We start from the raw sequence: 13,787 nt of genomic DNA, 5'->3' as shown, positions 1-13,787 counted from the left end.
CCTCGCTCAACGACGGGGATCGTTCTCTCGGTCGCTGGCGCTCCCTCGCTCAACGACCGAGATCGTTCTCCCGGTCGTTGAGCGAGCGAGGAACGAGCGAGACGAAACGCCCCGGGCCGACGATCGGCGTCGGTGCGGCGCTTTTCGTCTCGCTGCGCCCGCTCAACGACCGGGATCGGGGTGAGGGCTGATGGGCTTCAACAACCCGGGCGTTCCGTGGTCCGAGATGGAGCGCGTGCTGAGCGGTCGCCGCAGGCCCGAGGCGCCGCCGGTCGGCGCGGACGGCGGCGACAGCCCGGCGTGGTCGCGCAAGCGCGGGCCGTATGTCGCGCCAGAGATCGAGCGTCCGGCGGATGCCATCCCGTATGCCGAGCTGCACGCGCACTCGTCGTACTCGTTCCTCGACGGCGCCTCCTCTCCGGAGGAGCTCGCCGAAGAGGCCGAGCGCCTGGGACTGCACGCCCTCGCGGTCACCGACCACGACGGCTTCTACGGCATCGTCCGCTTCGCCGAGGCGGCCGAGGCGCTGCAGCTGAAGACCGTCTTCGGCGCCGAGCTGTCGCTCGAGCTGCCGAAGCCGCAGAACGGCGAGGCCGACCCGGTCGGCGCGCATCTGCTCGTGCTCGCCCGCGGCGAGGAGGGCTACCACCGGCTGGCCGGCGCGATCACCCACGCCCAGCTGCAGGGGGCCGAGAAGGGGCGCCCGGTCTACGACCTCGAAGAGCTCGCCGCGCAGGCGGCAGGGGAGTGGACGGTGCTCACCGGGTGCCGCAAAGGCGCCGTGCGCCGGGCGCTCGCCTCGGCACCGGGGACGGCGGGGGCGGATGCCGCGGCCCACGAGCTCGACCGCCTCGTGACGCTGTTCGGGCGCGATGCCGTCCACGTCGAGCTCATCGACCACGGCAATCCGCTCGACACGCGTGAGAACGACGTGCTCGCCGGGCTCGCGCGCGAGCGGGGTCTGCCCCTCCTCGCGACGAACAACGTCCACTACGCGGTGCCGCAGCGGCAGCTGCTCGCCGCGGCGGTCGCAGCGGTGCGGGCCAACCGCGGGCTCGACGAGCTCGATGGCTGGCTGCCCGCGCACGCCGGGGCGCACCTGCGGTCGGGCGCCGAGATGGCGGAGCGGTTCGTGAGGTTCCCGGATGCCGTGGCTCGCACCGTGACCCTCGCCGACGAGCTCGCCTTTCCGCTGCGCAAGGCCAAGCCCGCGCTGCCGAAGCAGAAGGTGCCCGAGGGGCACACGCCGATGTCGTGGCTGCGCAAGCTCGTGTGGGAGGCGGTGCCGCGCAAGTACCCGCACCTGACCGAAGAGAACCGGGCGCGCATAGAGAAGGAGCTCGGCGTCATCGAGCTGAAGGACTTTCCGGGCTACTTCCTGATCGTCCACGGCATCGTGCAAGAGGCGCGGCGCCGCGGCATCCTGTGTCAAGGTCGCGGGTCGGCGGCCAACAGTGCCATCTGCTATCTGCTCGACATCACGGCGGTCGATGCGATCGGCTACGACCTGCCCTTCGAGCGGTTCCTGTCGAGCCTGCGGGAAGAGGAGCCCGACATCGACGTCGACTTCGACTCCGATCGTCGGGAAGAGATCATCCAGTGGGTCTATCAGGAGTACGGGCGCGATCGCGCGGCGCAGGTCGCGAACGTCATCCAGTACCGGCCCAAGAATGCCGTGCGCGACATGGCCAAGGCGCTGGGGCATTCGCCGGGGCAGCAGGATGCCTGGTCCAAGCAGATCGAGGGGTGGGGGGCTCTGCTCGAGACGGGCGCCGGCCACGACATCCCCGATCAGGTGCTCGAGTTCGCATCCGAGCTGCTCAAGGCGCCGCGGCACCTCGGCATCCACTCCGGCGGCATGGTGCTCACCGACCGGCCGGTGGGCGAGGTCGTGCCGATCGAGCACGCCCGCATGGAGAACCGCACGGTGATCCAGTGGGACAAGGACGACGCCGCCTGGATGGGGCTGGTCAAGTTCGACCTGCTGGGACTCGGGATGCTGGCGGCCCTGCAGTACTGCTTCGACATGATCCGCGCCTCGACGGGGGACGACTGGGAGCTGTCGACGATCCCGAAGGAGGAGAAAGCGGTCTACGACATGCTGTGCCGGGCGGATTCGATCGGGGTGTTCCAGGTCGAGTCGCGGGCGCAGATGGGCCTGCTGCCGCGCCTGCAGCCCCGGCGGTTCTACGACCTCGTGATCGAGATCGCGCTCATCCGGCCCGGACCCATCCAGGGCGGCGCCGTGCACCCGTTCGTCAAGCGCAAGCTCGGTCAGGAGAAGGTGACCTACGCCCACCCCAAGCTCGTGCCGGTGCTCGAGCGCACGCTCGGCATCCCGGTGTTCCAGGAGCAGCTCATGCAGATGGGCATGGCCGTCGGCGGGCTCACCGGCGAGGACGCCGACCTGCTGCGACGGGCGATGGGGTCCAAGCGCGGAGTGGAGCGCATCGACTCGCTGAAAGAGAAGCTGTACGCGGGCATGGCCGAGAACGGGCTCGTGGGGGAGGATGCCGACGCGATCTACGCCAAGATCCAGGCGTTCGCGAACTTCGGGTTCGCCGAGTCGCACTCGCTGTCGTTCGCGCTGCTGGTCTATGCGAGCTCGTGGATCAAGCTGCACTATCCGGCGGCGTTCCTCGCGGGGCTGCTGCGGGCGCAGCCGATGGGCTTCTACTCGCCCGCGACTCTCGTGAGCGACGCGCGCCACCACGGCGTCGAGGTGCGTCGCCCCGACCTGCACCTCTCCGGCGTCGAGGCCGTGCTCGAGCGGGTGGACGGGGAACCTGCCACCGGCCTGGACTCCTGCCTCGAGCGCGACCAGCCGCCGGTCGGGCTCTTCGACCTCGATGCCCCCGACGAGTCCGCCGCGCACCGGCGAGACGGCGGGCACGCGGTGCGCCTGGGCCTCGCCGGGGTCAAGGGGATCGGCGCGGCGGTGGCGCAGCGCATCGTCGCCGCACGCGAGGCTGGCGGCCAGTTCCGCGACCAGCGCGACCTGGTGCGGCGCACCAGCATCACGGCGACACAGGTCGAGGCGCTCGCCACCGCCGGGGCGTTCGAGTGCCTCGGTCTCAGCCGGCGGGAGGCGATCTGGCTGGCCGGATCCGCAGCGCAGGATCGCCCCGAGTTCCTGCCGGACTCCCTCATCGCGGTGCAGCCCCCGCTGTTCACCGATCCCACCAGCTACGAGCGCCTCGCCGCCGATCTCTGGGCCACCGGCATCTCGACCGACGACCATCCGCTGAGCCACTATCGCTCCGGGCTCGATGCCCGCGGGGTACTGACGTCTCGCGAACTGCGCAGCCACGAGGTGGGGCGCCGCGTCGAGGTCGGCGGCCTCGTGACCCACCGGCAGCGGCCGGCCACGGCATCCGGAATCACCTTCCTCAATCTCGAAGACGAGCATGGCCTCGTGAACGTCGTGTGCTCGCTCGGCGTCTGGAACAGGTACCGCCGGGTCGTGCGCGACTCGCCGGCCCTCATCGCCCGCGGCATCCTGGAGCGTTCGGCCGAGGGGGTGACGAACCTCATCGCCGACCGGTTCGAAGACCTCCGGGTGGGCGTGCAGCACCGCGCGAGGGACTTCCGCTGAGACGCGGGGGAGAAGGGTCTAGGGTGGCGGATGTCGCGGCGCCGACGCCGTGGGAGAGAAGGTGGTCATGACCGGCAAGCTCGGCAACATCACGTTCTACGCCGACGATCCTCCGGCGCTCGCCCGCTTCTGGGCCGGGGTGTTCGACTATCCGGAGGCCACGTGGGACGGGCCGCTGAAGAGAGAGCTGCTCGCTTCCGGACTGAGCGAGGCCGATCTTGCCCACCGCGGACTGGCCGAGGATCCCGAGGGGGTGGGGCCGAGGCTGTTCTTCCACCACGCCTCCGAGAAGAAGGACGGGCGCAACCGCCTGCATCTCGACATCAGCGCCACCCCCGGCCGGCCGCCGACACGCGAAGAGCTCGAAGCCGAGAAGGATCGTCTCGTCGCACTGGGAGCGGAGGTCGTGCGCATGGTCGACCAGTCGTGGGGTCCGTGGCCGGAGACCTACTTCCAGATGAGGGACCCCGAGGGCAACGAGTTCTGCCTGCAATAGCCGGTCGTCACACCTGCCCGTTCGTCACCCGCCCGTTCGTCACATCTCGCCGTCCCACGCCTGATTCCGACTGTCGGCGTCCCACCGTTCCCGGTCCTTGCTGTCGACGTCGACGGCGGCCACCGGTCTGAGGCGCCGCTCGATCGCCTGCAGCCGGGCGATGGCGGTGACGTCGATGAGTTCCTCGACGTCGATATGGGCGTCTTGGACGACGATCTGGCTCGCCGGGCCGATGAGTATCATCACCCCGGTGATAGCGCCCTGCTCCCATGACGGAACTGTCACTGCCTCGGCTTCGCCGGCCTCCGCCAGCGCCCGACCGCAGCTGAGCAGTGCCGACGCGATGTCATCCCCGGTCACAAACTCGCTTCCCGCGTACGTCACTCTCTTCACTCTGCCTTTCTACCCGCTTGGCCCCCAGACACCTCTGGGGGTTGCAGCATGTCGGCGAACGGGCTACAGATGACCGAAAGCGCCGCTTGAGGCTACGCGTGTGACGGGCGGGGGTCTGCCGCGGCGGTCGCGAGACCGCCCTATTCGACGAGCTTTCCGGCGACCGACACCTCGCGCATCAGGGCGGCGATCTCGGCGGGAATCGGCGGAATCGCCTCGCGCACGACGCCGGTCGTCGGCGACCAGACGAGGTTCACCTGCAGCTCCGGGTCGAGCTCGGGGTAGTCGCTGCGGTTGTGGCAACCGCGGGTCTCGCGGCGCTCGAGCGCCGCTTCGAGGGTCGCGCGGGCGGCGAGGGCCGCCGACTTCAGGTCGAACGCGTGCGCGAGGTCGTGATAGCCGGCGATGTCGGGGTGCACGCCGATGTCGGCCATCCGCGCCTCGATGGTGTCAAGCTCGGCGAGCCCGGTGAGAAGGCCCTCTTCGTCGCGCACGACCCCGGCATGCTCGGTCATCGTGTCGCGGATGGCGCGCTGCAGCGCCCGCACGTTCTCGGTTCCGGATGCCGCCAGGAGGCCGTCGATCTCGGCTCGAGCAGTGGCGACGGCCGAGGCCGATCGCTTCTGCGCGGGCAGCAAGGCCGAATACTCGGCGGCCGCCTGGCCGACGATGCGCCCGAACACCAGCAGCTCGATCAGCGAGTTGCCGCCGAGCCGGTTGGCGCCGTGCAGGCCGGACGACGCCTCGCCGATGGCATAGAGACCGGGCACGTCGGTCGCGTGGTCCGACGAGCGCACCCAGACGCCACCCATCGAGTAATGCGCGGTCGGCGCGATCTCGATGGGCTCCCTCGTGATGTCGAGCATCTGCAGCTCGAGCATCGTCTGGTACACGCGGGGGAGGCGCGTCATGATCGTCTCCCGCGGCAGGTGCGAGACATCCAGCCAGACGCCGCCGTTCGGGGTGCCGCGGCCCTCTTTGATCTCGGTGTAGCAGGCCAGCGCGACGCGGTCGCGGGTGGACAGCTCCAGCCGCTCCGGGTCGTACTTGTGCATGAAGCGCTCGCCGAGGCCGTTGCGCAGGATGCCGCCCTCGCCGCGTGCGGCCTCCGAGATGAGGGTGCCGGCGGCGTTCTCGGGTTCGATGATGCCGCTCGGGTGGAACTGGACCAGCTCAGGGTCTCGCAGGCGGCCGCCGGCCTCGATGGCGAGGCGGAAAGAGTCGCCGGTGTTCTCGTCGCGCCGCGACGAGGTGCGGCGCCAGATGCGGTTGTGCCCGCCGGCGGCGAGGATCACGGCATCCGCGTGGATCAGGTAGCGGGTGCCGTCCTCGAGATCGAAGCCGTAGGCGCCGAAGACCGCGCCGTCGTCGTTGACGAGGATGCGCGTGACGTACACCGTGTCGAGGATGGGCACCTCCAGCTGCGCCGCGCGGTTGATCAGGGTGCGCTGGATCTCGAGTCCGGTGTAGTCGCCCGCGAAGGCGGTGCGGCGATAGGTGTGTGCGCCGAAGAACCGCTGCGAGATGCGCCCGTCTTCCTCCCGGGCGAACGGCATGCCGTACCGCTCCAGGTCTTCGATGCCGCGGGCGGCCCCCGAGGTGACGATCTCGACCGTGTGCGGGTTGGCGAGCAGGTAGCTCTCTTTGAGAGTGTCCGCCGCGTGCTGCTGCCAGCTGTCTTCGGCATCCATCGTGGAGAGGGCGGCGTTGATGCCGCCGGCAGCCAGGGAGGTGTGTGCGTCCGACTTCGGCCGCTTGCCGAGGGCGATGACGTCGACCCCGGCTTCGGCGAGTTCGATGGCTGCGCGAAGTCCGGATCCTCCGGTGCCGATCACGAGGACGGTGGTGGAAAGCTGGCGCTCTGAATTGCTCACGCCGTCCACGGTAGGCAGAACGGTCACATAACTCCAATGCATCTTTCTATTGCAAACGATAGCGGTACGCTATTGATGTGAAACGGGATCGGCGGTGAACCTCGAACAGCTGCGTGCCTTCGTGACCGTCGCCCAGGTGGGCAACTTCACGCGCGCAGCCGAGCAGCTGCACCTGGCGCAGCCGTCGTTGAGTCGCCAGATCGCGGCGCTCGAGCAGGATCTCGGTGGGGCGCTGTTCACCAGGGCACGCGCGGGCAGCGTGCTCACGGCCGCCGGTGAGTCGCTGCTGCCGCTGGCTCGGCGCATGCTGGCGGACGCGGCATCCGTTCGGCGTGAGCTCGATGCCCTGGCGGGCCTCCGTCGGGGACGCGTGCGCCTCGGCGCCACGCCCACTCTCTGCGTCAGTATCGTCGCGGAGGTGCTGAACGCCTTCCACGCCGCACATCCTGCCATCGAGCTGCACATCACCGAACGGGGATCCCGCGGCCTGCTCGACGCACTCGGCGGTGGCGAACTGGATCTCGCGCTCATCACGACGTCGGGTGCGGCATCCGCCGAGAAGTTCACCGTGACTCCGCTCCTCGTCGAGGAGCTGGTCGTCGTCTCGTCCAGTGACGCCCCGCCGCTCACCTCCCGCGAGAGCATCCGGCTCGCCGAGGTGGCCGAGCTGCCGCAGATCGTCTTCAGTTCGACGTACGACCTCCGCGGCGCCACCGATGCCGCTTTCGAAGAGGCCGGACTGTCGCCGCGCGCGGTGATCGAAGGTGCGGAGATGGATGCCGTGCTCCGGTTCGTGGAGCGCGGGATCGGCGTCGCCATCGTCCCCGCGATGGTCATGATCGAACGCCAGGGGCTGCGTGAGGTGCGGCTCGCGGAGCCCACGCTCACCCGCACAATCAGCCTCGCCCGTGTCACTGACATCGCGCCAACCCCGGCGGCCGAGGTCATGCAGCAGACGATCGCCCGCACCGCCGCGATCATGGCCGAGCGACCGGAGGCCACCATGCGGCTCGCCTGACGGCGGAACGGCTGTCAGCGGTGCACGCTCGGCATTCGTGCGTAGGCACTGGTTCCGCGTGTCGACCGGTGGATGCCGCCTCCACCGACAGATTCGCCGCGAGGCGTTCGAGCGGCGAAGTGCGCGAGCTCCCGCGCTCCGGCAGAGGGGTTGACGAGCGCGATCCGCAGGGGCCGGCGATCTCCCGGAACCGGTGCACCGGCGGCAGACGGCACCTTCTCGGGGAGTTGTCAACGCCCGAGACAAGGCCAACGGAGGCTGCTTACTGTGCACGCATGAAGCACGTGAGCTTCGCCGACAAGTCGCTCTTCATGGGCGACGATGCCGCCGACACCCTGCTGGAGTACGCCCGCCTGGTCGCCGACAATGAGCGCGCCGACACGGTGACGCTGAGGTCGATCAGCACTGACGGCAACACCGTGGAAGCTTCGTTCCTGTTGGATGCCAGCACGATTCTGATGGTCGAGACCACCAACTCCGAGATGGATGCGCCCGACAACAGCGAGGCCGTGCAAGACATGAAGGAGCGGATCGACGCCATCACGCGGCCGGTCAGCGTGGACTCACAGGAGCCGCCGCACGTCGACTACGACCTTCCCGATTCCTTCTGACGGCGCGGGCGTCGGGCGCCGCGCGGCTGGCGACCTCGGGCGCTCCGCCTCGTCGGGGCTGCCGCGGTCGGGCCTCAGTCCCACGCCGTGTTGATGAGCCGTTCGAACGTGACGTACCCGTTGCGTGAGAATGACTTCGCCATCGGCACGTTCCCCAGGTCGGTGGAGGCACGGATGTCGTCGGCGCCGGCGGCGACCAGCACGCGGGTGCCTTCGTTGAGGATGCCGTCGATGTAGCCGTTGCCGCGGTGCTCGGGGAGGACGCCGACGTAAGCGATGATGTGGCGGTAGGAGTTGCGGGCGGGGAAGACGAAGCCGACGGCCTCTCCCGACGGAAGCGTGGCGACCTGCCACCACTCGCGAGGGCTCGAGTAGCTCGAGAACTCATCCGTGTACTGAGCCAAAGCGACGGCTCTCGCTTCGGCGGTCGCGAGCTCCTCGACGCTGTGGGCGTCGAGAGTGCCGGCAAGCGCTCGGGTGGTGAGATCGATGAGCTCGTCGTCGGAGTGGAACGGACGGAACGTCAGCCGCGCGTCGGGTGCCGCGATCGGTGTACCTTCTCGCCACTCCAGGCGCAGCCGTTCCACGACGAATCGGGCGCCGGCGCTCTCCATCAGTTCGAGCAGCACTTCTGTCGCGCGGCGGGACCGCGGATCGTCCCGCCAGTCCGCGGCGAGGTAGCGAGCGTATTCGGGGGGAGTGCTCAATCCGGAGAGCAGTTCGGTGTGCGCGGCGTCGAGCAGCGACGCGCCGATCTCGCGCTGCATGTCTTCAGGCAGCGAGGCGTCGGTGTCGAAGATGTCGAGCTGCGTGGGCTCATTCGCACCGACTGGAGCCCACAGAGCCAGGCGACCGACAAGTCGATGGTCACGGATCGCCAGCCAGGTCCACTCCGGGCGACGCCGACCCTGCTCGAGGTCGTCGGCGACCTCGTGATTCAGCGCGTAGGGCAGCGTGAGGAACAGTTCGAGGTCGCCGGAGTCGCGATATCGACGGATGTCGAGGGTCAACGTGTTCTCCCTCCCTGGTCGGTGTTCAGCGCATCGGTGCATCGGTGGTGCGGGACGACGTTTTCGGCGCGGGAACCATCGATTGCGGGGGAGAGGTCGTCGGCGAGTTCTCGCATGATTCCTTCGGCTGGGGGAGAGAGCTGACTCACTCTACTGAAGGACGTCGGATGCCCGGCATCGAACAGGTCGAGTGCCATCTGTCGGTCGTTTCCTGGTCGCCCCACTGCGGCCGCACGTGCAGGGGAATGGTACGCGGCACGTTCAAGGCGACTCGCAAACTCGCGGGCTCGCTGACCCAGATCGGGTGAGACAGAAACGGTGCCCCTGGAGGGACTCGAACCCCCAACCGTTTCCTTAGGACGGAACTGCTCTTCCATTGAGCTACAGAGGCTGGCCCTCACAGTCTACGTGGTGCGCCCGGACCGCCCGTCAGCGGTCGAAGTCCGGCCGCACCTCGGCCACACCGTCCAACTCTGCCTGCAGGCGCCGGTACAGCGACCACCCTTCCTCGTGCCAGTCGGCGGGGAGCGGGTCGTCAAGGTCGCGGTCCCGCCACCTGCTGTTCCACGCCGCGAGCTCGGCGACCAGTGCTTCCGACAGGCCGAGCTCCCCGGCATCCATCGGGTAGTTGTCGGTGAACGACTCCCACAGCGGCCAGGTCACACCCCACTCGGGGAACATCCGGACCACACGCAGACCGTTCGGCAGCACGACGGGCTCCCCGCGGCGGCTGCGGGCCGACAGGCAGCGGTTCTGCATCTCAGCACGCCTGCGCCATTCGAGAGCGGATGCCGGAGCCCGGTGATAGTCCATCCCCGACAGCCACACGAGCCCGCGGCCGCGCGGCCCAGCCTCGTCCACCACCAGGGCGAGCGACCACAGGTTCCGGTCGTTCTCGGCGAGCGCGCGCGTGGAATCCATCACGTCGTCGAGCGAGGCATCCACGATGTCGATCGCCTTCACCGCCGCGTCGGCGCCCGAGTAGACGAACAGTCGGTAGCGAGCATCGCTGGTCTCCCAGGTGGTGTCGCGCTCGTCGACGGTCTCGCCTCGCATGGCTCCGAGCGTACCCAGCGGCAGGCGAAGGGCCCCGGCATCCTTGAACGGATGCCGGGGCCCTTCGTGAGCTCGTCAGCCCTGGTCGCCGAGGGCGAAGCGCACGGCGCCGTCGTTCGACAGTTCTGCGTCGAGGACGCGGTTCTCGAGAACCGAAGCAGCGGTCTCGTCGAGGAAGACGCGGGCGCCGCCCTCGACCACGACGGTGTCGGTCGCCTCGGGGACCGGCACGACGCTCAGTTCGAATCCTTCGGAGCTTCCCGTGTCGCGGATACGCACACCTCCGTCTTCGGCGAGCGGGACGCGGGCGATGAGTTCTTCGACGGCCTCAGCGGCGGTCTGGGTCAGCGTGAGCATGCTTTTCCTTTCCTCGTGCGGTTCCGAGTCGGCCACGATTCCGAGATCCCACGGCAGATGCAACCCCTACGCGCCGCGGAGCTCGCATTCGGAGGGAGTTCCCACGTTTTCGGTCGTCCATGGATGCGAAGCCGAACTTCGTGCCCGGCTCTGGTGAGACGCGGTGCGAAGCCGACGGTCCGACTGCCTGCCAAGAAGGACAGATGTGGTGCGCAGCGAGCAAGATCTGTGATTCTTGTCATCGTGTCGGGGACAACGCGGGGTCGATCCACGCCGCGGTCTGACATGGTGGAGGCGTCGTCGCGAGTGCCCAACGAGGTTGCTCGCGGACTCCTTGCCCGGGCAGCAGCGCGCTGCACAAGAGACTTGCTCATCAGACCCAGAGGAACGCATGACCCGCATTGGCATCGTGGCCGAAGCGCCCGGAGAGAACCGGGTGTCGGCGACCCCGAACACCGTCCCCAAACTCATCGCCCTCGGCTACGACGTCGTCGTCGAGTCCGGCGCCGGAGCCGCCTCGTCGTTCCCGGACGCCGCGTTCGCGCAGGCCGGAGCGACCGTTGTCGACGGCGCCACCGCCTGGGCGTCGCCGATCGTGCTCAAGGTCGTCGCGCCGACGCCGGCCGAGATCGACCGGCTCGCAGACGGCGCGACGATCATCGCGACACTGAGCCCGGCGCTGCGTCCTGACCTCGTCGAGGCGCTGGCAACCCGGGGGATCACCGCGATCGCGCTCGATGCGGTGCCGCGGATCTCACGGGCGCAGTCGATGGACGTGCTGAGTTCGATGGCCAACATCGCCGGCTATCGCGCCGTCGTCGAGGCCGCGCACGAGTTCGGCCGGTTCTTCACCGGGCAGGTGACCGCGGCGGGCAAGGTGCCCCCGGCGAAGGTGCTCGTCGCGGGTGCCGGTGTGGCGGGACTCGCTGCGATCGGCGCAGCCTCGAGCCTCGGTGCGATCGTGCGTGCGACGGATCCGCGGCCGGAGGTGGCCGACCAGGTCGCGTCGATCGGCGGCCAGTTCGTCGAGGTGGTGGTGCCCGACGAGGCGAAGCAGGTCTCGGCAGACGGCTACGCCAAGGCCACGAGCGAGGCGTACGACCGTCGGGCGGCGGAGATCTACTCGGAGCAGGCCGCCGACGTCGACATCATCATCACGACGGCGCTGATTCCCGGCCGTCCGGCGCCGCGGCTCATCACCGCCGCCGACGTCGCCTCGATGCGGCCCGGCAGCGTGATCGTCGACATGGCGGCCGGGCAGGGCGGCAACGTCGAAGGATCCGTCGCGGGGGAGAAGGTCGTCACCGAGAACGGCGTCGTGATCCTCGGCTATACGGATCTGCCCGGCCGCCTGCCGCAGCAGGCGTCCCAGTTGTTCGCGACGAACCTCGTCAACCTGCTGAAGCTGCTCACCCCGGGCAAGGATGGCGAGCTGACGCTGGACTTCGACGATGTCGTGCAGCGCACCGTGACCGTCGTGCAGGACGGTGCGGTGACGTGGCCGCCGCCCCCGGTTCAGGTGTCGGCGGCACCGGCATCCGCGAGGGCGACCACCGCGCCGGTGGCCGCGGCGAAGAAGCCGATGTCGGCGGGCGCCCGCACCGGACTGATCGTCGCCGGCATCGCGGCGCTGTTCGCGATCTGCGCGTTCGCGCCGCCCCCGCTGCCGCAGCACTTCCTCGTGCTGACGCTCGCGATCGTCGTCGGCTTCTACGTCATCGGCCACGTCGCCCACGCGCTGCACACGCCGCTCATGAGCGTCACCAACGCGATCTCGGGCATCATCGTCGTCGGTGCGATGGTGCAGATCACGCTGCCCGATCTCACCGTGCAGATCCTCGCTGCGATCGCCGTGCTGCTCGCGAGCATCAACATCTTCGGCGGCTTCGCCGTCACGCGGCGCATGCTCGCGATGTTCCAGAAGGGGGAGACCCGATGACCGCCGTCGCCGGCCAGGTGGCGGGCGCCGCCTACATCGTCGCCGCGCTGCTGTTCATCCTCAGCCTCGCGGGACTCAGCAAGCACGAGACCAGCCGCCGAGGCGTCACGTTCGGCATCCTCGGCATGGCCATCGCGCTGGTCGCCACCGTGTGGGTGACTGCCGCGGGTGCATGGGGCGACGCGCAGGCGACGACCGGGCTCGTGCTGCTCGTCGTCGCCGTGGTCGTCGGCGCCGCGATCGGGCTCTGGCGCGCGCGGGTGGTGGAGATGACCGGGATGCCGGAGCTCATCGCCCTGCTGCACTCCTTCGTTGGTCTCGCGGCGGTGCTCGTCGGCTGGAACGGGGCGCTGTACGACACGGGCCTGGAGGGCGCGCTCGCCGACATCCACCACGCCGAGGTGTTCATCGGCGTGTTCATCGGTGGCGTGACCTTCACGGGATCGATCGTCGCGTTCCTGAAGCTGTCGGCGCGGATCTCGTCGAAGCCGCTCATGCTGCCCGGCAAGAACGCGCTCAACATCGGTGCGCTCGTCGCGTTCCTCGTCCTGACCGTCTGGTACGTCATCACGCCCGAGCTGTGGCTCCTCATCGCGGTGACGCTGCTGGCGCTGGCGCTGGGCTGGCACCTGGTCGCGTCGATCGGCGGCGGCGACATGCCGGTCGTCGTCTCGATGCTCAACAGCTACTCCGGCTGGGCCGCCGCGGCGGCGGGCTTCCTGCTGAACAACGACCTGCTCATCGTCACGGGTGCGCTGGTCGGCTCGTCCGGTGCCTACCTGAGCTACATCATGTGCAAGGCGATGAACCGCTCCTTCCTGTCGGTGATCGCCGGTGGCTTCGGCATCGAGGCGCCGCGCTCGAGCGACGAAGACTACGGCGAGCACCGCGAGACCGACGCCGAGAGCGCGGCCGACATGCTCGCCGGCGCCTCGACCGTCGTCATCACGCCGGGCTACGGCATGGCCGTCGCCCAGGCGCAGCACGGTGTCGCCGACCTGGTGCAGAAGCTCCGAGAGCGCGGCGTCGAGGTGCGGTTCGGCATCCATCCGGTCGCCGGCCGCCTGCCCGGGCACATGAATGTGCTCCTCGCGGAGGCCAAGGTGCCGTACGACATCGTCCTCGAGATGGATGAGATCAACGATGACCTCTCAGCCGCCGACGTCGTGCTCGTCATCGGCGCCAATGACACGGTCAACCCGGCCGCCGCCGAGGATCCGAGCAGCCCGATCGCCGGAATGCCGGTGCTGCGGGTCTGGGAGGCCCAGAATGTCATCGTCTTCAAGAGGTCGATGGCATCCGGATATGCGGGCGTGCAGAATCCGCTCTTCTATCGCGAGAACACCCAGATGCTGTTCGGCGACGCGAAAGAGAAAGTCGACGAGATTCTCTTCCAGCTCTCGCGCACTTCAGACGTGCGCTGAACCGTAAAAGCCGC

The 13,787-nt window shown here is 69.0% G+C and carries 12 protein-coding genes and 1 tRNA gene; 6 read left to right on the top strand and 7 right to left on the bottom strand.

What is annotated here, in order from left to right:
• Nucleotides 1–190 precede the first annotated feature (190 nt).
• Nucleotides 191–3,595 carry an error-prone DNA polymerase gene (locus tag B2K11_RS15780; protein WP_163619596.1) on the top strand — a complete coding sequence of 1,135 codons (3,405 nt, stop codon included), beginning with the start codon at nucleotides 191–193 and terminating at the stop codon, nucleotides 3,593–3,595.
• A 67-nt stretch (nucleotides 3,596–3,662) separates the two neighbouring features.
• Nucleotides 3,663–4,091, top strand: a complete 429-nt coding sequence (locus B2K11_RS15775; protein WP_163619594.1) for a VOC family protein — start codon at nucleotides 3,663–3,665, stop codon at nucleotides 4,089–4,091.
• Nucleotides 4,092–4,130: 39 nt separating this feature from the next.
• Here B2K11_RS15775 and B2K11_RS15770 read toward each other — a convergent pair whose 3' ends face one another.
• Together B2K11_RS15770 and B2K11_RS15765 are read right to left on the bottom strand one after the other, a co-directional pair.
• A complete protein-coding gene (locus tag B2K11_RS15770; RefSeq protein WP_163619592.1) occupies nucleotides 4,131–4,484 on the bottom strand; it encodes a hypothetical protein in 354 nt (117 codons plus the stop codon).
• A 140-nt stretch (nucleotides 4,485–4,624) separates the two neighbouring features.
• A complete protein-coding gene (locus tag B2K11_RS15765; protein ID WP_163619590.1) occupies nucleotides 4,625–6,358 on the bottom strand; it encodes an FAD-dependent oxidoreductase in 1,734 nt (577 codons plus the stop codon).
• 94 nt (nucleotides 6,359–6,452) lie between these two features.
• Between B2K11_RS15765 and B2K11_RS15760 the strand changes: the two genes are divergently transcribed.
• Together B2K11_RS15760 and B2K11_RS15755 are read left to right on the top strand one after the other, a co-directional pair.
• Entirely contained in the window at nucleotides 6,453–7,376 is a 924-nt protein-coding gene (locus B2K11_RS15760) for a LysR substrate-binding domain-containing protein (RefSeq protein WP_163619588.1), read from the top strand.
• A 275-nt stretch (nucleotides 7,377–7,651) separates the two neighbouring features.
• Nucleotides 7,652–7,987 (top strand): hypothetical protein, encoded by a 336-nt coding sequence (locus B2K11_RS15755; protein ID WP_163619586.1) that lies wholly within the window; start codon nucleotides 7,652–7,654, stop codon nucleotides 7,985–7,987.
• A 74-nt stretch (nucleotides 7,988–8,061) separates the two neighbouring features.
• Here B2K11_RS15755 and B2K11_RS15750 read toward each other — a convergent pair whose 3' ends face one another.
• The 5 genes from B2K11_RS15750 to B2K11_RS15730 all read right to left on the bottom strand — a co-directional run bounded on the left by B2K11_RS15750 (nucleotide 8,062) and on the right by B2K11_RS15730 (nucleotide 10,410).
• A complete protein-coding gene (locus tag B2K11_RS15750) occupies nucleotides 8,062–8,997 on the bottom strand; it encodes a GNAT family N-acetyltransferase (RefSeq protein ID WP_163619583.1) in 936 nt (311 codons plus the stop codon).
• Complete coding sequence (locus B2K11_RS15745; RefSeq protein WP_163619582.1) at nucleotides 8,994–9,194, bottom strand: hypothetical protein; 201 nt, start codon at nucleotides 9,192–9,194, stop codon at nucleotides 8,994–8,996. The genes B2K11_RS15750 and B2K11_RS15745 overlap by 4 nt, the downstream gene beginning before the upstream one ends.
• A gap of 122 nt (nucleotides 9,195–9,316) precedes the next feature.
• Nucleotides 9,317–9,388: transfer RNA gene (locus tag B2K11_RS15740), tRNA-Arg, on the bottom strand.
• Between the two features lie 38 nt (nucleotides 9,389–9,426).
• Nucleotides 9,427–10,053: a hypothetical protein gene (locus B2K11_RS15735; protein WP_163619580.1), complete on the bottom strand. Its 627-nt coding sequence runs from the start codon at nucleotides 10,051–10,053 to the stop codon at nucleotides 9,427–9,429.
• A 75-nt stretch (nucleotides 10,054–10,128) separates the two neighbouring features.
• Nucleotides 10,129–10,410, bottom strand: a complete 282-nt coding sequence (locus tag B2K11_RS15730) for a Fe-S cluster assembly protein HesB (RefSeq protein ID WP_163619578.1) — start codon at nucleotides 10,408–10,410, stop codon at nucleotides 10,129–10,131.
• Nucleotides 10,411–10,801: 391 nt separating this feature from the next.
• Here B2K11_RS15730 and B2K11_RS15725 point away from each other — a divergent pair, with 391 nt between their 5' ends.
• A complete protein-coding gene (locus tag B2K11_RS15725; RefSeq protein ID WP_163619576.1) occupies nucleotides 10,802–12,349 on the top strand; it encodes a Re/Si-specific NAD(P)(+) transhydrogenase subunit alpha in 1,548 nt (515 codons plus the stop codon).
• The gene (pntB, locus tag B2K11_RS15720) at nucleotides 12,346–13,773 is read left to right on the top strand and encodes a Re/Si-specific NAD(P)(+) transhydrogenase subunit beta (RefSeq protein WP_163619574.1); all 1,428 of its coding nucleotides are present in this window, start codon (nucleotides 12,346–12,348) and stop codon (nucleotides 13,771–13,773) included. The genes B2K11_RS15725 and pntB overlap by 4 nt, the downstream gene beginning before the upstream one ends.
• Nucleotides 13,774–13,787: the final 14 nt, after the last annotated feature.

Source organism: Microbacterium sp. B35-30 (genome assembly GCF_010634855.1).
Taxonomy (GTDB): domain Bacteria; phylum Actinomycetota; class Actinomycetes; order Actinomycetales; family Microbacteriaceae; genus Microbacterium.
This window is presented reverse-complemented; position numbering and strand designations above follow the sequence as displayed.